This is a genomic window from Desertimonas flava, from assembly GCF_003426815.1.
GTDB classification, from domain to species: Bacteria; Actinomycetota; Acidimicrobiia; order Acidimicrobiales; family Ilumatobacteraceae; genus Desertimonas; species Desertimonas flava.
Genome location: NZ_QKYK01000053.1, coordinates 1 through 19,733 on the forward strand (window position 1 = coordinate 1; position 19,733 = coordinate 19,733).

Sequence of the window (19,733 nt, forward strand, 5' to 3'; positions counted from 1 at the left end):
CCGCGTCTGAGGCATCGGACCATCCGTCGCCGCCACCACCAAAATCGCACCGTCGACCTGCGCCGCACCAGTGATCATGTTCTTGATGTAGTCAGCATGACCCGGCATGTCCACATGCGCATAATGCCGGTTCTCGGTCTCGTACTCGATATGAGCAATCGAGATCGTGATACCACGCGCCTTCTCCTCCGGCGCCTTGTCGATCGAATCAAACGGCTGATACTCCGCCAACCCACGATCCGCCAACGTCTTCGAAATCGCCGCAGTCAACGTCGTCTTACCGTGGTCGATGTGACCCATCGTGCCGATGTTCACATGCGGCTTCGTGCGCTCGAACTTCGCCTTGCTCATGGCAGTGCAAACTCCCTTTCGATGTCGGCCTCCTCGGCCGACGTCTGATGACCGGTCCTCTTCGGGCCGGGGCTGTCGGTGCCGGTCACTCGACCGGCGCTGGCTGGATTGTGGGTTGTCAAGGAGCAGGGTGACCGGGGCGATTACTCGCCACGGACCCGCTTGATGATCTCGGATGCGATCGCCTCAGGAACCTGCTGGTAGCTGTCGAACTGCATCGTGTAGGTCGCGCGTCCCTGGGTGCGGGAACGGAGGTCGGTACTGTAGCCGAACATCTCCGAGAGCGGCACCTGCGAGCGGACGACCTGGGTGTTGCCGCGAGCTTCCATGCCCTCGATGCGGCCACGGCGCGACGAGAGGTCGCCCATGACGTCGCCCATGTACTCCTCGGGGGTGACCACCTCGACGGCCATGATCGGCTCCATGAGCACGGGCTTGGCCTGCTCGGCAGCCTTACGGAACGCCATCTGACCGGCGATCTTGAAGGCCATCTCCGACGAGTCGACGTCGTGGTAGGCGCCGTCGACCAGCTTGACCTTGACGTCCACGGTCGGGTAGCCGGCGAGCACGCCGTTGTCGAGGGCCGACTGGATGCCCTGGTTGGTCGGCTGGATGTACTCCTTGGGGATGCGTCCACCGCTGATCTCGTCGAGGAACTCGTAGCCGCCACCGGGGTTGGGCTCGAGGGAGATCTTCACCACGGCGAACTGACCGGAACCGCCGGTCTGCTTGATGTGGCGGTACTCGACCGAGTCGACGTTGCGGGTGATCGTCTCGCGATAGGCCACCTGCGGCTTGCCGACCGTCGCCTCGACGGCGAACTCGCGCTGCATGCGGTCGACGAGGATCTCGAGGTGCAACTCGCCCATGCCGGAGATGACGGTCTGACCCGTCTCCTCATCGGTGCGGACGCGGAAGGTCGGGTCCTCGTCGGACAGCGACTTGAGGGCCTTGCCCAGCTTGTCCTGGTCACCCTTGGTCTTGGGCTCGATGGCGACGTGGATCACCGGCTCGGGGAACTCCATGCGCTCGAGGATGATCGGGTCGCTGCGGTCGCACAGCGTGTCACCGGTGGTGGTCTCCTTGAAGCCGAGACCGGCCACGATGTCGCCGGCGTAGGCGGCGTCGAGGTCCTCGCGCTGGTTGGCGTGCATCAGCAGGATGCGGCCGAGGCGCTCGCGGCGCTCCTTGGTGGAGTTGTAGATCTCGTCGCCCTTGTTGACGATGCCGGAATACACGCGGAAGTACGTGAGCTTGCCGAACGGGTCGCTGACGATCTTGAACGCCAGGGCCGAGAACGGCGCCTTGTCGTCGGGGGCACGGGTGAGCACCTCGTCGCCACGCGTGTTGGTGCCCTCGGTCGGGGGCAGGTCGACCGGGCTCGGGAGGAACTCGACGATGGCGTCGAGCAGCGGCTGCACGCCCTTGTTCTTGAACGCGGTGCCGGTGAGCACGGGCACGAAGTTGCCGGCGAGCGTGCCCTTGCGGATGCAGGACTTGAGCTCGTCGACCGTGATCTCCTCGTCGCTGAGGTACTTCTCGAGCACGGCGTCGTCCTCGGCGCACACGGTGTCGAGGAGCTTGTGACGCCACTCCTCGGCCTCGGCCTGCTGGGCCTCGGTGAGCGGCTCGTCGTGGTAGGTCGCGCCCTTCTCGTCGCCGTCCCAGATCACCTGGACCATGCGGACCAGGTCGATGACGCCGGCGAACTCGGACTCGCTGCCGATCGGCAACTGGATGACCGCAGGCGTCGCCTCGAGACGGTCGATGATCATGTCGACCGTGCGGTAGAAGTTGGCGCCGGTACGGTCCATCTTGTTGACGAAGCACATGCGCGGCACGTTGTACTTGTTGGCCTGACGCCAGACCGTCTCGGTCTGCGGCTCGACGCCGGCGACGGAGTCGAACACCGCGACGGCGCCGTCGAGCACGCGCAGGTTGCGCTCCACCTCGACGGTGAAGTCGACGTGCCCGGGCGTGTCGATGAGGTTGAGGCGGTGGTCCTTCCACACGACCGTCGTGGCGGCCGACGTGATGGTGATGCCGCGCTCCTGCTCCTGGGCCATGTGGTCCATGACGGCGCCGCCCTCGTGGACCTCGCCGATCTTGTACGTCTTGCCGGTGTAGAAGAGGATGCGTTCCGATGTCGTGGTCTTGCCCGCGTCGATGTGGGCCATGATCCCGAAGTTCCGGTAGCGCTCCAGGGGGAACTCTCGCTTGGACATCTTGTTACTTCACCTTCTGCTTCTGACCTGGCTACTTCTGACCCGGCTACTTCTCACCTGGCTTGCACCGTCTGGCGACGCCGCCCGAAAATCGCCGCCTACGCACGAAGAACCCGGGTGACGATCGCTCGACGCGAACAGCACCCGGGCGGCGTGACAGCAGTACTCCAGGCTACCGCCCGGAGCCTGTATCCGCACTGGGAACGGGCCCTTTGGCCTCGGCGCGCGCCCGCTCGATGTTGGCGGTCGTCAGGCGCGGCAGCGCGTAGGCGCCGAGCAGCACGAGATAGCCGCCTCCGGCGATCCACCAGGGCATCCGCAGCGCCGTCTCGCGGGAGGTCAATCGCTCGGTCAGCACGACGATCAGGCCACCAACCGCGGTGCCGATGGGAATCATGCCCCAGGCGAAGAAGCGGTAGACGCTGTTGACGCGGCCGAGCAGCCGGTCGGGGATGATCGTCTGGCGGAGACTGACGGTGATGACGTTCCACTGGACGGTGGTGAAGAACTCCAGGGCGAGCAAACCGGCGGCGAGCGGCCACGACGACACGAAGCCGATGACGACCGTCACCCCGGTGAACGTGACGAGGGCCCACCGCAAGAGGACGCCGGAACCGAAGCGTCTGGTGAGCCGCCCCGACAGCCATCCGCCGACGAGGGCGCCGATCGACGAGATCACGGTGATCAGCGCGAACTCGGTGCTGTTGGTGTCCAGCACCTCCTGGGCGAAGAGGACCCAGGACGCCGTGCTCACGTTGCTCAGCAGATTCAACAGCCCGAGCGTGATGGCCAGGCTCCTCAGGAAGCGGTGGTCCCACAGCCAGCGCACACCCTCGCGCAGCTCGTCCTGCCATCGGCGTCGATCGACATGCTCGAGTCCCGCTGACGGCGCAGCAGTGTCTCCACCGCGGGCGATGGCCCGGGCGGTCGGCGGCGCGATCCACGCCACCAGCACGGCGGCGACGGCGAACGTGCCGGCGTCGACGAAGAACGGCACGGCGAACCCGATCGCCAGCAGAAGGCTGCCGAACGGCGGACCGACGAACTGATTGGCCACGGTTTCCACCGTGTAGAGACGCCCGTTGGCGTGCTCGAGGTGCTCCTCGGCCACGATCGAGGGCATGAACGTCTGCGCCGCGTTGTCGTGGACGACCTCACCGATGCCGAGCAGGATGCTCGACACGATGAGGGCGACGTAGAGGGCGACATCGGTGTCGACGACGGCGCTCAGCTCGTCGGGGCCGGGTAGGTCTCCGCCGAATCCGAGCACCGCCACGGCGACGAACACGGTGAGCACCGCCCGCAGCGAGTTGGCGCCGGCCATCAGGACGCGCCGGTCCTTGCGGTCTGTGAGCACCCCCGCCGGCAGGGTGAACACGAGCCACGGAAGCCGTTGCGCGATGCCGATGACCGCGATCAGCAGCGGGTTGCGGGTGACGGCCGACGCCAGCCACGGGTAGGCGATCTGGGCGACACCGTCACCGATGTTGGAGACAGCGGACGCGGCGACGAGCTTCCGGTAGTTCGCCCCGATCTTCGACACGCCGCGTGGTGGTGACACCTCGCGATCCGACACCCCGTGCTTCGACAAGGAGTCGGATCGTAGTCAGCCGGGGGCGTTGCGGGGATCGGGGACAGGCCTCGATCCCCGCGCTCCACTCACGAGCAGGCGGCCTGCAGCGGGGCGAGGGCCGCCAGGCCGGCGTCGGTCACGGCGCCGATGTTCGTGGAGGTGTAGATGCCGGCCTGCAGCAGCGAGTCCCATTCGGCGTAGTACTGGGCGAACGCCCCGATCGCCAGCTGGCTCTGCATCTGCGGCACCTCGAAGCTGAAGAAGTCGCGGGTCACCGCGATCGCCTCGCGGAGGCTGTCGGTGAACGGCTCGCCGTCGGCCGGGTACTCGACGCCGATGAACTGGTCGCCTTCCCACACCGTGAACTGCAAGATCGTGCAGTCCGCCAGCAGTCGGGCTTCCTCGGCGTCCACGGGCGCTGTCGGCGCCACGGTGGGCGCCGGGGCCGCCGTCGGCTGGGGCTGGGGCTGGGGTTGGGGTTGCGGCTCGGACGGGTCGAAACCGAACGAGTCGCAGCCCCAGACGACCCACGTCGCCTGGCCGCCATCGATGTTGAACCAGGCCTGGTAGATGGTGTGGTCCGCCTCGGGGATGAACGGGCCCTCCACACAGGCGTCACCTTGGAACACGGCATCGCGGAGCTGGAGGTCGGGGCTGGTCGGCACGGTTCGCTCGCGCTCGTTGTTGTTGACCAGGAGGAAGTCGGGGTCCGGGGCGTCGGCGCCGTCAGGAATGAGGATGCTCGCCGTGCCGTCGGCGATGACGCCGGCGGCGGCGGCCGGGGTGAAGATGCACACCAGGTCGACCGACAACGGCTCGCCGGCGGCCGGGGCGTCGACGAATCCGGACCAGATGCCGTCGGGAATCGTGTCGCCGATCGAGCCGTCGGCGCCGCAGCCGGTGCCCAACACCGGCTCGGTCCCCAGCTGGGGAACGTCACTGAACGTCTCGAACGGGAAGATGGGGTACCAGGCGTCGGCGGGGGCCACCGGGTAGGGCGCACCCGTCCAGCCGATCGTCGCGAGCATCGACTCGAAGACCACCGCGGCCTGACCGGCGTCGAGGTCGGGAGCCTCGTCGACCGAGGAGTAGACCATCGACACGAAGATGCTGAAGCTGCCACCGACCTCGGTGGCGTGGACCTCGTCGACATCGGCATCGCAGCCGACGCCGTTCACCCGGTAGCCGGCGAACGTCCCGTTGTCGAATTCGATCACCGCCGGCGGGCCGCCGCACGGGCTCGGCGACGGCTCGGGGGACTCGGCAGGGATGGCGATCACTTCGAAGCTCGGTGAGTGCGGAACCTCGCCACACACGTCGCAGCCCGACGGAATCGAGAACCCGGTGCTCGCCACGATGGTCGGCAATCCGGTGTCACTCGATGTCCGGACCTGCCAGTCGCCGGCACGGCGAGCGTGATCGTGCCCGTGTCGTCGGTGACCGCCACGTAGCCCTCCGGGATCGCCGCCACGGCGGATCCGGGGGAGGCGGCGAGCGGAGCAGCCGCGCCCAGGACCGCCGACGCCGCGGGGAGACCGACGAGGACGAGGGCGGCCGCCGATGCGGTCAGGAGGCGTCGCGCGATGGGATTCATCGAGGCGAATGTGTACACCAACCGGGCGGGGCCGCATCGGGGAAATTCACATCCCGACCCGTCGACCGTCTCGAGGACCGTCCGGTGGCTGACGGGCTGCTCGAGGAGCTACTTGAGGAGCTCGAACGATCCGAGGATGAGCTCCAGGGCCGGATCGTTGATGTCCTGCGCCTGCACCACCACCGTGATCGTCCCCGCCGGTGACGGGGGTGACGCGACGATGAACACCATGAACGTCGCCGTCCCGCCGCAGTCGCTGAACACCTGCATCGACCCCACGTACACGTTGTCGTCGAACGGCTGCATCTCCTTGGGCGTGCAGTTGGCGGCGAGGGCGCCGGAGATGAAGGTGATGCCGTCAGCCGGATCCAAGACCTGGGGGCTCGAGCGGATCAGGACCGCGGGGACGCTGAGAGAGACGGCCGGGTCGTCGGACAGATAGCTGGCGAGGTCGGGGCCGGCGAGCAGGAACGGCGCGCCGCTCTCACTCGGCGCCGTCTCGCTCTGGACCCAGCTGGCCGGCACCTCGACCGAGATCGTGCCGGTGTCGTCGACGACGGCGATCGACGGCCCGCTCGCGGTCGCGGTCGTGGCCGGGACCGCCGTTGCCGGGGCCACCGTCGCCACGGGGGCGGTGGGCGCCGGCAACGTCGCTGGGGCGACGGTGGCTCCCGGCACGGTGGGGATCGGAACGGTCGGCGCCGCCACGGTCGGGACCGCCACGGTCGGCGCCGCCACGGTCGGGACCGCCACGGTCGGGACCGCCACGGTCGGGACCGCCACGGTCGGGACCGGCGCCGAGGCGGCGATCAGGTTGAACGAGTTGAGCACGGTGTCCATCGACACCTGGTCGGCCGGTCCCGTGATCTGGACCTGGACGACGACGGTGCGCGACTGATCGGCCGGGCTGGCGGCGACCATCTTCCACGACGCCGTTCCCGTCCCACAGCCCGTGCCGACCTGGACGACGCCGGTGAACACCGGATCGGCGTAGGGCTCCACGGTCATCGACTGGCACCCGCTGACCAGACCGTACGTGTCGACGAGGACCTGCGGGTTGGCCTCGAACGGGAACGACATGAACTGCACGCCCGGCGTGTCGAACGTGTTGAAGAACGACTCGAGGTTGGGGGCGGCGGCGATGAACGGCACGGGCTCGCCGGCCGGGTCGACGGCCGGCGCCGTGTCGATGTCGGTCCACGTCTGAGGGACGATCACGGCGATGGCCTGGGTGTCGTCCACGAGGGTGACGTAGCCGGCGGGCACGGTGGGGCCGGGAGTCCCGGCGCTCTGCGCTCCCGCTGCCGCGGATCCACCCGCGCTCGTTCCGGCTGCTGCAGCTACGACGGCCACCACCGCGACCCAACGCACACGGCTCATGTCCACTCCTCTCGAGCCGCGACCGCCGGAGGCGGCCGTCGACACCAGCATGAAACCATGTCCGGCCGCCGCGCATCAGGGAAATCCACATGAAACGCCGGACCGGGCGCCGCGGCGGACCCGCTGCGGCTTCAACGCCGTCTCAACGCCGCCAGGTGTTCAGCTCGCCGGCGCCGCCGGCGAGCAGGGTGCCGGGCATCACGCGCAGTGCCGTGGGCTGCAGGCGGAGCACACCGAATCCCGGGGCCGCGGGCGAGTCCCACCCGGGGATGATCTGCGGGTCGTAGCCGACCGGTGCGGGGGCATTGAGGAAACGGTCCCAGCCCGCCTGCCGCTGCTCGGGCGTGTCCTCCCACTCGACGTCGCAGTCGGCGGTGCACGTGTCGTGGTTGGGCGCCCAGTAGGTGAACGAGATCAGCGGAGTCGCGGCGAGGTGACCGGCCTTGACCGACTGCGGCGACGTCAGCACCCAACCGGTCAGATCGGTGCCGTCCCACTCCCAGTAGGGGTGGAGGACCCGCGTGCGGGGTCGTCCGGCACGGTCGACAGTGGCCGCGACGCTCCACACGATGCGGTGGGCCATCTCGACGAAGGACGGTGCGGTGGTCTCGAGCGAACTCATGGGCACATCTTGGCCCGGTCCACCGGCCGGGTTGAGCGGGCTACAGTGGAACGCAGTCGACGGGCAGGGGGTTGCGCCGTGAACGTTCAGTCCATCCTGGGGAACAAGGGTTCTGGAGTCGTAACGATTCGCGCCGACTCCTCGCTCGCCGACGCAGTGTCCACGCTTCGTGATGCCGGCGTCGGTGCGCTGATCGTCAGTGACGACGGCCGGCACATCGACGGCATCGTGTCCGAGCGCGACATCGTGCGAGCCCTGGCGAGCCACGGCGCCTCGTCACTGGGCCGCACCGTCGAGTCCGTGATGTCCACCGACGTCGTGACCTGTCGACCCGACGACTCCGTCGAGTCCCTGATGGTGTCGATGACGGAGCGGCGCATCCGGCATCTCCCCGTGGTCGACGACGCACAGGTGCTCGGCGGCGTCATCTCGATCGGCGACGTCGTCAAGAGCCGCCTCGGCCAGCTCGAGAGCGAGAACCAGCAACTCGTCGAGTACATCTCGCAGGGCCGCTAGCGGCTCGCCGACCGCTGTTGAGCCGAGTGCCCTGCGGCACGGCAGACTGTCCGGCGTGAAATCGAGCGCTGTCGGAACCGTCAAACGCGCCTACGCGTCCAGCGCCAGGGCGACCGGCCGGGTGCTCGAACGAGTCGGGCTGCTCGATGACCAGCCGCCGCCCCGGGACCGCCGGATCCGGCACTGGGCGTTCAGCCTCACCAGGGCGCACGACTCCATCGGGATCTCCAAGCTCGACGTCCCGTGGTGGACCTACGGCGCGATCGACGACGTCGAGCGGTGGATCGCCGGCCGGTCGACGCCGGTCCGGGCCTTCGAGTGGGGATCGGGGGCCAGCACGATATGGCTGTCGAAGCGGCTGGGCCAGGGCGGCGGCACGGTTCGTTCGGTCGAGCACCACGCCGGCTTCGGCACGATGATCCAGGAGCAGCTCGCCGACACGCCGAACGCGAGGCTCGACATCGTCGAGCCCGAGGAGTCCGCCGACCCGGAGATCGGCTCGGCGAAGGAGGGCCACGGCCGCCTCGACTTCGGCAAGTACGTCCGGCACATCGACTCGGTCGCCGCCGACGGCGGTCCCTTCCAACTGATCGTGGTCGACGGCCGAGCCCGTGAGGCGTGCCTCCGTGCCGCCCTCTCCCACCTCGACGACGACGGCATCATCGTCTTCGACAACACGCTGCGGCGCCGCTACCGCAAGGCGATCGCCGCCGCACCCGTCACCGAGACGGTGCATCGCGGCCTCACGCCCACGCTCCCCTACCCCGACCAGACGAGCGTTCTGCGCAAACGCTGACCCGCCGCGCGCGGCGTCCGCCGCGATGAGTTTCCACCGCACATGCCGCTGTCCGCGCCCATCGCGTGCTCGGGCGGCTGACAGGTCGCTTATGGTGGCGACCACTCGGCGTCGTGCCCGCTTCGGCCGTTCCCTCCGGCCCAGTCGAACCATGGATCGATGGGAGGCCGCGGATGTCGCGACTCGACCCCGAAGCCCTCGCTTGGATGCGGCTTCGTCATCAGGCAATCGCCACCTCTGACCTGCGCGCGCTGGGCGTGTCTCGCGACCAGCAAGACCGCATGGTCGCCAATGGGCAGCTACGGCCGGTGCTGAAGGGCGGGTACGTCGCCGGTTCGGCCGAGCCGGACGAGGTCATGCGGGAGACGGCCCTGTGCCTCGCCCACCCCGAGCTGGTCATCGCCGGATTCTCGGCGGGTCGACACTGGGGGCTGCGATTCATGGCGAATGACGGACTCGTGTACGCGATCGGTCCGCCGGCCAGCCATCCGTGCAAGCAGCCGTGGGTGAAGGTCTACCGCACCGCGTTGATCGACCCCGCTGACATCGTCACCCTGAGCGACGGACGGCGGGTCACCTCTCCGGCGCGGACCGTCGTCGACCTGACCCGATACGTGTCGCCGTCGACGCTGGCGTCGATCATCGAGCACGTTCTGCATCTTCGATACTGCTCGGTCAACGACCTTCAGCGATGCGCCGCGCTGCTCGACACCCCCGGCCGACCGTGGGCCCGGCGCTTCCTACGGGTGCTCGCCGGTCGTCTCCCGGGCGCACCTTCGGAGTCGGGAGGTGAGTTCGACGTGCTCGTCGAGTTCCAGCGCCAGGGCGTCCGGGACCTGGTCCGACAGTTCCCGGTCACCCTTCCGGTCTACGGTCCCGCCCGATTCGACCTCTCGATTCCCGAGATCCGGTGGGCCTTCGAAGCGGATCTGCATCCGTCGCACTGGACGCCCGAGGGCATCGCGAGGGATCAGGCACGCGACGCGGCCGCAGCCAAGCTGCACTGGGTGACGCGGCGGGGCGGACCGGTGCGCCTGAGCAAGCGAAATCGGTCGGCCACCATCGCCGAGACCATCGACGACATCGCTCGTCGCCGGGACGAGATCGCCCGCTTGAGCGCCGTCGGCCTGTGGCCGCCTCCGCGATGAGTTTCCGCCGCAGATGCCGCTGTCCAGGCTCATCGCGACCGGAGCCCGGACGCGGAACGACTGGTGATCGACGTTGATCAGTAGCGGTAGTGGGCGAACGCCTTGTTGGACTCGGCCATCTTCTGCATGTCGTCGCGACGCTTCATCGCGGCGCCGAGGCCGTTGGCGGCGTCGAGCAGCTCGGCAGCGAGGCACTCGGACATCGTCTTCTCGCGGCGGGCGCGGGAGAAGTCGACGATCCAGCGGATGGCGAGCGTGGTCGCACGGCGAGGGCGGACCTCGACGGGCACCTGGTAGGTGGCACCACCGACGCGGCGGCTCTTCACCTCGAGCGGCGGCTTGACGTTGTCGATCGCCCGCTTGACGGTGCCGAGCGGCTCCTCACCGGTCTTCGTCTCGACGATCTTCATCGCGTCGTAGACGATCTTCTCGGCGAGGCTGCGCTTGCCGCTGAGCATCACCTTGTTGACGAGCTGCGTGACGAGCACCGACCGGTAGATCGGGTCGGCGACGAGATCGCGGCGGGGAGCAGGTCCTTTGCGAGGCATCGGGCAATCCTTACTTCTCGGCCTTGGCGCCGTACCGGCTGCGGGCCTGCTTGCGGTTCTTCACGCCGGCGGCGTCGAGTGCTCCGCGGATGATCTTGTAGCGAACGCCGGGGAGGTCGCGAACACGGCCGCCGCGCACGAGCACGATCGAGTGCTCCTGCAGGTTGTGGCCCTCACCGGGGATGTAGGCCGTGACCTCGACACCGCTGGACAGGCGGACACGGGCCACCTTGCGCAGGGCCGAGTTCGGCTTCTTCGGCGTGTTCGTGTAGACGCGGGTGCACACACCCCGACGCTGGGGGGAGCCCTTCAGCGCGGGCGTCTTGCTCTTGGAGAACTTCGAGCTGCGGCCCTGACGGACCAGCTGCTGGATGGTGGGCACTCGCTACCTCTTCGACGATTTAGGGACCGTGCAATGTTATGGCTGACCGGCGGAATCCCCAACGCTCGGACGCGAACCTGCTAGACCACTAGGGCTGGTGTCAGAGCAGGACCCAGTCGGTGAGCACGTCGGCGCGGCCCTCGGCGCCACCGACCGCCAGCCGTACGGGCCCGTCGGCGATGGCCTCGAACGTGAACCGTCCGTAGGCGTCGGAGTGCTGGACCGCCGATTCGCTGGTGCTCTCGAGCGTGACCGACGTGGCCAGCGGCGGGACGAGCTGGCCCACGAGGCGCCGGCTGGCCGGGTCGACGACCATCAGTTCGATCTCGAGATCGGCCGTGCGGAACGTCAGCTGCCGGGCCGAGTCACGGTCACGGACACCGGTGAGCTCGACGGCCGAGTCGAAGACGAGGTCGGCGAGGTCCTGGTCGATCGTTCGCCAGGCGACGGCGCCACGCGCCGCGGCGAGCACGTGCTCGGGGACCGGGTCGGCGACCTGCAGCGCTGCGCCGAGCAGCTCGAGCAGCGTGTCATCGGAGGGGGTGGAAGGGTCGGAGCGCTCGTTCATGAGGAGGTTCCTAGGGCCTGGCCGCCGCCGGGCGGGGACGATTGCGACCCGCCGGATGGAGAGCTCGCGGGTCGTGGTGGCCGGGCGAAGATGGAGCTCGCCCGGGGGTCGATACCTGGTGGAAGCAGTCGCCGCAGCTTATCGAGGGACCGGGCACGGCTCGGTCCAATACTTCCGATCGATCGGCCGAGCATGTCGGCGATCGTCTGGTAATCGAGCGGTGGCACGGTGCAGAGGAGCCGCAGCAGCTGCTGGTCGACGGCGGGAAGCCGGGCGAAGGCGTCGAGCACGGCCCGCAACGTGAAGTCGTCGGTGACGACGTCTTCGATCGACGACGACGTTGGCTCGCTGGCGTCGACGAAGTCCGAGAACGGAACCATCCGCTGGTGCCCCCTGATGACTCGCAGGGCCTCGTGCCGGGTCGCGGTCGCCAGCCACGAGGCGAGCCGGTCTGGCTCTCGGATGCGGCTGCTGTACTCGGCGAGACGTAGCCAGACCGTCTGGACCACGTCTTCGGTGGCCGCTTTGGAGAGGCGGAACGAACGGGCGACGGACCAGACGAGCCCGGCGAAACGGTCGACCAGGGCGTTCCAGGCCGATTCGTCGCCGTTGTTGACGCGAAGGAGCAGATCACCGACGTCGTCAGCCCGCGCTCCATCCTCCACGGGCGGGAGCCTAGATCGGCCCGGTCATCCGTGTCGCGTCCGACGTTCACAAACTTCAAGAGTCGTTTCCAGGCGTCCTGATACACCGCGCGGGTGATTTCTTCCCGTCACCCGACCCCGCGGGGCGTCCGCTAGTGCCGTGGCCATGAACGGTCGCCTCGTCCACGGCGAGTCGGGGGCGTCGCTGGCAAGGCGCGGCGACGACGTGCCTCCCTTGCCCAACCACGAGGAGCAGCAACGCAACCAGCGGCGTCATCCGGCCGTCGTGGCGTGCGAACGCTTGTGGTCACGGCACTAGGCACCGAGGACGACGAACGCGCCGGCGGTGGCCCGCTCGGCGTCGGACGCCGCGGCCACCGACGTCGCGGCCAGCGCCTCGGCAGGAGTCGCCCCGGCCACCATCGACGCGTGGAGGGCGGCCATCACCCCGGCCGCCGAGGCGTCGGAGATCGGGGTGAGCGGGGCCACCACGTTGGCCACGCCCAGCGTGATGAGCGCGGCGGCGAGTCCGAGCAGCGATCCACCCTGGAGGACACGGGCGTTGGCAGCGCTGCACGCGGACAACACGACCGTCTCGGGGAACCGGGAGAGGCGCTCGAAGTCGTAGATGACGAGCGGCCCGTCGGCGACCCGCAGCGACGAGAACATCGGGTTGTCGGTACGGAACGCGCCGTGGCAGGCGAAGTGCACGACGTCGGACTGGGCGACGAGCTCGAGGCACCGGACGACGCTGGAGGTGCGTTCGTCGAGGACGATCGGCGACTCGTAGAGGCGCCGGACGGTGTCGATCTCGCCGTGCGCGTGTTCGAGCCCGGGGCCGGCGACCAGCCCGGCGGCGCGCCCGCCGCCGTGGATCGCCAGCCGGTCGAGCCGCATCCGCTCGGCCGTCGCCCACGAGGCGATCGACGGGTCGACGGAGACGGGGCGACCGGCGAGCGGCGGCAGCAATCCCCAGGGGATGTCGTGCAGCCGTGCCGTGGGCACGATCACCACGGCGTCGTCACCTGGCACCACCCCCGGCGGCAGGAGCTGCGCGGCGAGCTCGGCCGCCGACGCAGCGAGCATCTGCTCGGCAGCCCTCCGTGCGTTGTCGGAGCCCTGGACCCGATTGAGGCGGTTCAGCGCGAACGCCACACCGTCGAGCCGCCTCCCGACGTCGGCCACGGCGCCGAGGTCGTGCAGCCGAGCCCGGCGACGTCGGACCGACACGGCGTGGAGGCGGCCGTGGACCGCGGCGAAGGCGACCAGGGTCCGCGGGCCGAGCATGGCGATGGCGTCGCCGAGCTGGTCTTCCCACGCTGCGAGATCGACCGACGTGTCGCCGCGTACCCCCTGGGCGCGGCGGGCCAGCCGGCGTTCCAGCACGACTCGCTGCTGCTCGTCGTCCACCCTCTGTTCGGTGGGCGTGGACGCGTCGGCGATACGGACCTCGATGCCGCGCAGCGCCGTGAGCATCGCGGCCATCGCGTCGTCCTCTGGCGGACGCAGCATCGGCATCCTCGACGACATCAGCCGGGTCGCCTCGATGCGGGCGAGCAGCTCCCGGGGTCGACGGTCCTCGAGAGCGATGCGCGCGCCGAGTTCGGTGAGGTCGTACCCGTGCCGGGCGGCGTGGGCGCGGGTCTCCATCGCCCCCAGCCCGGCCTGGGCGGAGACGGCAACCCGCAGTCCGTGGGTGACGGCGCGCCGTGCTGCGCCGCGATCGCCGCGTTGCTCCGCCATCCTGGCGTCGATGTAGGCGAGCAGGATCCGGTCGGCGGCCCGCCCGAGCCGCAGGCTGCGGCGCAATGCGGGATCGATCGTGACCGGTCGCCCGCCGGCGGAGTCGAGTTCGAGCCGGGCGGCCACGAGCCGGGCTCGCGTCGACTCGCCGAGCCAGCCGTAGTCGCGGAGGCGGTCGGCGACGCGTTCGAGCTCGGCGGTCAGCCCGGCCGACACGCCGTCGCGCCGGGCCCTGATCTGCAGCGCCAGGCTGGATGCGAGGACGAGCCAGTGCCGGCGCCCCTGCTGGGTGAGCAGTTCGACGGCCTCGGTGGCGGCCCGGTGAGCGCCATCGAGGTCGCCCCGGGCCAGGCGGACCTCGGCGGCCCGCACGAGGGTCTGGGGCAGCTCGGTGAGCTGGCCCTGGCTGCGGAGCATCGCCAGCGCCCGGTCGAGCAGTTGGGAGGCGTCTTCGAGCAGCGAGGCGTCGGCCAGGGCGCGGGCGTGGTCGGAGTGCAGCCGGGGGAGGTACGACTGTGTGTCGGCGGCGAGGTGCCGCCGCTCGGCCTCGGCGAACTCCTGCATCGCACCGGGCAGGTCACCCTGCATCGTGGAGATGTGGGCGAGGCCCGCCTTGGCCTCGGCCACGATCACGTCGAGTCCATGCGTCTCGGCGACCGAGACGGCTCGCGCCAGGTGCCGTCGGGCCACGCCGTACCGGCCGAGGTCGATCAGCACGGCGCCGAGATTGGTGCGGTGGCGAGCCTCGTGCACCAGGTCGCCGTTGCGGCGCATCTCTTCACAGGCGGCGGCCACGACCTCGGCGCCGCGTGCCAGCTCGCCACGGAGGTAGGCGAGGACGCCACGCTGGGCCATCAAGCGCGCCCGTTCGAGCGGATCGGCGATGACCTCGGCGCCGGCGAGGAGCTTCTCGGCGCCGTCGAGGTCGCCGAGGCGCCCGAGCGTGAAGGCCAGGCTCGAGTGCACGCCGATGAGGAGTTCTCGATCGCCGGCGCGCTCGGCGCCGGTCAGGGCCTGTTCGAGTTGGTGGCGGGCGGTCTCGAGGTTGCCCGACTCCCGCTCGGCCCGCCCAATGATCCAGTGGAGCTGGGTGCGCTCGCGCTCGTCGGCGAACCGACCCGCTTCGAGGCGCGCGGCAGCCTCGGCCCCGACCTTCTGCGGGTTGGCGACCACCAACCCCACGAGGTCGGCGATGCTCAGGTCCTCCCCCTCGCCCACACCGCCAGAGTACGCCCTAGCTGGGGGTTTCCACTCGTCGGGTTCGACGAAGTGTGAGCCCAGCAGGCGGAAATCTGCCCCGAGAGCTCACCGATCTCGACGAGCGGGCCCGGATCTCCGATTCAGGCGCCGAGGGCGATGAAGGCCGCCGCCGTCGGGTCGGCGATGTCGTGCGACAGGATCGCCGAGGCCAACGCCGACGCCGGGGCCTCGCCGGCGACGATCGCCTGGTGGAGACGCTGCATCACGGTGACCGATGCGGCGTCGGACACCGGAGTGAGCGGGGCGATCACCGTGCTCGCGCCGAGCGTGGTGAGGGCGGTCGCCAGGCCGAGGATCGAGCCGCCCTGCAACACCTTGGAGCCGGCGACGCTGCACGCGGACAGCACGACGGCGTCGGGGAGCTGCTCGACGCGCTCGAAGTCGTAGACGTTGAGGGGACCGTCGGCGACGTGGATCGACGAGAACAGGGGGTTGTCGGTGCGGAACGTTCCGTGGCAGGCGACGTGCACCAGGTCGGCCGCCCCGAACAGATCGAGGCACCGTTCCCCAGTGGCGGCGGCGCCGGTCAGGACCGCCGCCGACGGGTAGTACGACGCCAGTTCGTTGGTCTCGACGTCGGCGAACTCCAACCCCGGCCCGGCGACGAAGCCGACCGCCGATCGCGAGACACGGTCGCGGCGTGCCCGCTCGGCCCGTGCCCAGCCGGTGAACGAGGCGTTGACGGAGACCGCCCGTCCGGCGAGCGGGGGCAACAGCCCCCACGGCACGTCGTGGAGCACCGCCGTGGGCACGACGACCACGGGGTCGAAGCTGTCGGCGACCGCAGGCGGGATGAGCAGCTCAGCGAGCTCGTCGGACAGCCCGAACAGCATCTCCGCCGCCGACAGCCGGGAAGCCTCGGACCCCTGCCCGCGGTTCAGCCGGTTGAGGGCGAAGGCCACGCCTTCCACCTTGTCCCGCACCCCGTCGAGCGTTCCGAGGTCGTGCAGCGCCGACCGGCCGCCGATGACCGACACCGCATGGAGACGCCCGTCGAGCGCGGCGTGAGCGAGCAGTTGCCGGTCGCCGAGCAGTCCGATCGCCTCGCTCAACTCCGCGTTGAGGTTGACCGCCGCGCCGTCGCCGCGCCGGGTTCGCGAATGCCGACGGACCTGTCGCTCCACGGCAACCCTGCGCGACTCTGCCCGGGCCCTCTCGGCGGGATCACCGGCCGGGTCCGACACCTTGACGTCGAGGCTGCGGAGCTCGGCGAGCATCGCGGCCATGCCGGGATCCGCCGGTGGCCGCACCGGCGGGAGACGAGAGGCCATCACTCGCGTCGCCTCGATGCGCGTCAAGAGCTCCCGCGGCCGGCGATCGTCGATCGCCAGCCTGGCCCCCATCTCGACCAGGTCGTGTCCATGGGCCGCCGAGTGCGCGCGGGTCTCGATCGCTCCGAGCCCCGCCTGCGCCGCCGTCGCGATTCGGAGGCCGTTGCTGATCGCCCGTCGGGCGGCAGGGCGATCACCGGCGGCGAGTGCGCGGATCGCATCGACCTGGGCGAGCTGGATGCGTTCCGAAGGCGGGAGCGATCGCGACGTCCGGAACATTCGGTCGGTACGTCCGCGGCCGACGTCGCCGAGCATCGCGCTGACCTTGGCGGCCGCCAGCCGGCAACGCCGGGCGTCACGATTCCGAGCGACGTGGTCGAGGTCGTCGGCTGCGGCGATGAGGTCGGCCACCAGCGCTCGGGTGGGTGACGGCCCCCGCGCTTCGCACTGCAGAGCGAAAGCGTCAGCGGCGACGGCCCAACCGGTGCGGCCCTGCGCGCGGAAGAGCGCTCCGGCCTCGACCGCAGCCGTTCGAGCCGCGTCGAGGTCGCCCCGGGCGAGATTAACGTCGGCGGCGGTCAACAGCACTCCGGCCAGCTCTGTCGCCTGCCCCTGCTCACGGAACATGCCCGCGGCCTGCCCGACCAGTGTGAGCGAGTCGTCCCAGAGGCCCGCCTCGGACAGTGCTTGGGCGTGGTCGGCGTGCACCCGCGGGACCAGCGAACCCGCTCCACCCCGCTGAAGACAGACCTCAGCCGCGCCGAATTCGGCGAGCGCTCCCGGCAGGTCGCCGCGAAGCGTCATCACGTAGCCGAGATTGGCACGCGCCGCCCCCTCGTCGGACGGAAGACCGAGGTCGGCGTCGAGCTGCGCCGCCCAGCGCAGCTGGGCCTCGGCCTCGTCGAGGTCACCGATCACGCTGAGGACGCCGCCATAGTTGGCCCGGAACCTGGCCTCCCGCCTCCGGTCGCCGAGCTCGGCGAGTTGCTCGCACGCCGAGGCGAGCAACCGCGACGCCTCGGTCAGGTCACCATTCCAGTACCGCACGGTCCCGAGCTGGCCGATCGCTGCGGCGCGGTCCGCGCCCTCGAGATGGGCGATTGCATCTTCGAGCAAGGTAGCGGCGTCCCCGAGATCACCGAGCTGGCCGAGCAGGTAGGCCTTGCTCACTGCGATCTGCGCCCACAGCACGCCGTCGTCCGCATCGCCTGCTCGATCGAGCGCCCGGTCCATCGCGCTGCCCGCGGCACGAAGATCCCCCGCGGTTCGACGCTCGATGCCGACGACCCAGTGCAGCCGGGCCGCGTCGGCGGGCGCGGGACTCTCGGCCAGAAGGAGCTGCGCTCGTTCCGACGCCGACGTCGCATCGACGCGAACGAGGTCGAGCAGCGCCGCCGCATCCTGTCCCCGAGCCGCGCTCACCAGCGACGACCGTATCGGTTGAGGCATATTCGCTGCAGCCTCTGTTGCTCGATGGTCATCATGGCGTCATGACTGTGTCCGACGAACCGATCCGACGCGGCAAGCCTTCGCAGCCCGTCGACCATCCGGCCGCCCTCGGAGACCTCGCTGACGTCTTCGTCGCGCGGAACATCGCCGTGGGCATGACGCCCGACGGAAGCGTCGTGCTGGCGCGGCCCGACTCGGTGTTGGTCGAGGTGCCGCGGGATGCCGGCCGTCGCCGGGAACTCCAGTCGTTCCTCAGCCAGCGGAAGCTCCGGCCCGACAACGGGCTCGTACCGGAACCGGACGACGGCGGCGCTGGCGTCGTCGCCGTCAGTATCGACGACTCCGAACCGTCGCTGAGGCATTCCGAGCGGCGGCTGAGCCTGCGTTCGGTCGCGGATGTGGCGAGCGACGCTCGCTCGGCTGGCTTTGGCGCCGATCTCAACTACGTGGTCATCGGCGCCCAGGTGATGCACGGCGAGCCGCTCGGCGCCCAGACATCGTGGGCCGGTGAGATGGCGTTCCTGGCCAACGTGTTCACCGACCCCGTCACGGGGCAGACGTCGTTGCTCACCACGGCCGAACCGACGGTGCAACCGCCGGCGTGGCGCGACCCGCTCGACCTGCCGGACCGGCCGCGGCCGCGGATCCTCGTGCTCGACACCGGTCTCACGACGGTCCCGGCCGACGGTGAGGTTCGGGCCGCCGGTCCTGTCGCGCGCCGCGCTGAACACGAGCGACTGCAGTGTTGCGAGATCCGCAAGGACTGGAAGGTGGACGCTGATCCCCGCATCGTCGACGACGAGGACGAGCGCTTCGATCCTCCAGTTCGCCCGCTGACGTCCGGAACCAAGCCGTCCCGTTCGAAGCTGCTCGACTTCGAGGCAGGTCACGGCTCGTTCATCGCCGGTGTGGTGCTGCAGACGTGTCCCGATGCCGACATCGTCTCGGCGGGCGTGCTGTCGAGTTTCGGTGACGGCGACGTCGCGGGCGTGTTGTCGACGTTGAAGCGGATGATGGACACCCAAGGTCCGTTCGACGTTGTCGTGATGAGCTTCGGCACCAACTTCGCAGACGACGAGGCCGCGGTGTTCGAGACCGAACTGATGCGTCTCCTCGGTCCCGCGCTCGGCGTCGCCGCGGCCGGGAACCAGAACACGTGCCGGCCGTACTTCCCAGCTGCGCTTCCCGGCGTGGTCGGCGTGGGCGCGACGTCCGCCGGCGGCAAAGCGTGGTTCAGCAACTTCGGGGGCTGGGTCGACGCCTGCGCCCCCGGAGTGGATGTCGTCAGCACCTTCTTCACCGACTTCACCGAAGTGCTCGACGGCACACCGACGCGCGACTACAAGGGCTGGGCCCGCTGGAGCGGGACGAGCTTCTCGGCCCCGAAGGTGGCCGCGGCGATCGCCCAGGAGATGTATCTCTTCGGCGGGACGGCGAAGGATGCGTGGAAGCGCCTCTCCACGCACAAGCATCTGCGCGTGCCCGACCTCGGGGTGGTGTTCAACGTCTGACACGGGCGAGAAGTGCCGATCCAGCGGGCCGTCTCAGGCTGTTGCGGTTTGATTGTTGACTATCGCGCTCGGGTTTAGTGTGGTTGGGCATGATCGGGTGATGGCGTTCGGGTATCGGCGGGTGGATCGTGATCAGTTGTTTCTGTTGCCGC

Annotated in this window: 17 protein-coding genes; 5 read left to right on the forward strand and 12 right to left on the reverse strand. The window is 69.7% G+C overall.

Annotated elements, in window-relative coordinates:
- From DN771_RS28250 to DN771_RS28275, 6 genes are all read right to left on the reverse strand, one after another.
- On the reverse strand, positions 1-351 hold a 351-nt coding region (locus DN771_RS28250; RefSeq protein WP_193615424.1), incomplete at its 3' end, for a GTP-binding protein.
- A 143-nt stretch (positions 352-494) separates the two neighbouring features.
- Positions 495-2,576: an elongation factor G gene (gene fusA / locus DN771_RS28255; RefSeq protein ID WP_117000927.1), complete on the reverse strand. Its 2,082-nt coding sequence runs from the start codon at positions 2,574-2,576 to the stop codon at positions 495-497.
- A 172-nt stretch (positions 2,577-2,748) separates the two neighbouring features.
- Positions 2,749-4,167 carry an MFS transporter gene (locus DN771_RS28260; protein WP_117000928.1) on the reverse strand — a complete coding sequence of 473 codons (1,419 nt, stop codon included), beginning with the start codon at positions 4,165-4,167 and terminating at the stop codon, positions 2,749-2,751.
- 68 nt (positions 4,168-4,235) lie between these two features.
- Positions 4,236-5,429: a hypothetical protein gene (locus DN771_RS28265; RefSeq protein ID WP_162942520.1), complete on the reverse strand. Its 1,194-nt coding sequence runs from the start codon at positions 5,427-5,429 to the stop codon at positions 4,236-4,238.
- Between the two features lie 422 nt (positions 5,430-5,851).
- Entirely contained in the window at positions 5,852-7,123 is a 1,272-nt protein-coding gene (locus DN771_RS28270; RefSeq protein ID WP_162942521.1) for a hypothetical protein, read from the reverse strand.
- A 142-nt stretch (positions 7,124-7,265) separates the two neighbouring features.
- A complete protein-coding gene (locus tag DN771_RS28275; RefSeq protein WP_117000931.1) occupies positions 7,266-7,745 on the reverse strand; it encodes a pyridoxamine 5'-phosphate oxidase family protein in 480 nt (159 codons plus the stop codon).
- Between the two features lie 78 nt (positions 7,746-7,823).
- Here DN771_RS28275 and DN771_RS28280 point away from each other — a divergent pair, with 78 nt between their 5' ends.
- The 3 genes from DN771_RS28280 (at position 7,824) to DN771_RS28290 (ending at position 10,205) form a co-directional block, all read left to right on the forward strand.
- Complete coding sequence (locus DN771_RS28280) at positions 7,824-8,261, forward strand: CBS domain-containing protein (RefSeq protein WP_117000932.1); 438 nt, start codon at positions 7,824-7,826, stop codon at positions 8,259-8,261.
- 55 nt (positions 8,262-8,316) lie between these two features.
- Complete coding sequence (locus DN771_RS28285; protein WP_117000933.1) at positions 8,317-9,057, forward strand: class I SAM-dependent methyltransferase; 741 nt, start codon at positions 8,317-8,319, stop codon at positions 9,055-9,057.
- A gap of 173 nt (positions 9,058-9,230) precedes the next feature.
- A complete protein-coding gene (locus DN771_RS28290; RefSeq protein ID WP_117000934.1) occupies positions 9,231-10,205 on the forward strand; it encodes a hypothetical protein in 975 nt (324 codons plus the stop codon).
- Between the two features lie 77 nt (positions 10,206-10,282).
- Here the strand turns inward: DN771_RS28290 and rpsG are convergent, their stop codons facing one another.
- The 4 genes from rpsG to DN771_RS28310 form a co-directional block, all read right to left on the reverse strand.
- Positions 10,283-10,753 (reverse strand): 30S ribosomal protein S7, encoded by a 471-nt coding sequence (gene rpsG / locus DN771_RS28295; protein WP_117000935.1) that lies wholly within the window; start codon positions 10,751-10,753, stop codon positions 10,283-10,285.
- 10 nt (positions 10,754-10,763) lie between these two features.
- Positions 10,764-11,135, reverse strand: coding sequence for a 30S ribosomal protein S12 (rpsL, locus tag DN771_RS28300; protein ID WP_117000936.1), 372 nt, complete (start codon positions 11,133-11,135; stop codon positions 10,764-10,766).
- Between the two features lie 100 nt (positions 11,136-11,235).
- Positions 11,236-11,703 (reverse strand): hypothetical protein, encoded by a 468-nt coding sequence (locus tag DN771_RS28305; RefSeq protein WP_117000937.1) that lies wholly within the window; start codon positions 11,701-11,703, stop codon positions 11,236-11,238.
- The gene (locus DN771_RS28310; RefSeq protein WP_117000938.1) at positions 11,700-12,368 is read right to left on the reverse strand and encodes an RNA polymerase sigma factor; all 669 of its coding nucleotides are present in this window, start codon (positions 12,366-12,368) and stop codon (positions 11,700-11,702) included. Before DN771_RS28310 ends, DN771_RS28305 begins: the two co-directional genes overlap by 4 nt.
- A gap of 145 nt (positions 12,369-12,513) precedes the next feature.
- Between DN771_RS28310 and DN771_RS29915 the strand changes: the two genes are divergently transcribed.
- Entirely contained in the window at positions 12,514-12,666 is a 153-nt protein-coding gene (locus DN771_RS29915; protein WP_162942522.1) for a hypothetical protein, read from the forward strand.
- Here the strand turns inward: DN771_RS29915 and DN771_RS28315 are convergent.
- Both DN771_RS28315 and DN771_RS28320 read right to left on the reverse strand, forming a co-directional pair.
- Positions 12,663-15,308 (reverse strand): CHAT domain-containing protein, encoded by a 2,646-nt coding sequence (locus tag DN771_RS28315; protein WP_117000939.1) that lies wholly within the window; start codon positions 15,306-15,308, stop codon positions 12,663-12,665. The two genes, DN771_RS29915 and DN771_RS28315, sit on opposite strands and share 4 nt — an antisense overlap.
- A 122-nt stretch (positions 15,309-15,430) precedes the next feature.
- Entirely contained in the window at positions 15,431-18,043 is a 2,613-nt protein-coding gene (locus DN771_RS28320; RefSeq protein ID WP_117000940.1) for a CHAT domain-containing protein, read from the reverse strand.
- Between the two features lie 68 nt (positions 18,044-18,111).
- Between DN771_RS28320 and DN771_RS28325 the strand changes: the two genes are divergently transcribed.
- On the forward strand, positions 18,112-19,581 hold the full coding sequence (locus tag DN771_RS28325; protein WP_117000941.1) for a S8 family peptidase: 1,470 nt from the start codon (positions 18,112-18,114) through the stop codon (positions 19,579-19,581).
- Positions 19,582-19,733: the final 152 nt, after the last annotated feature.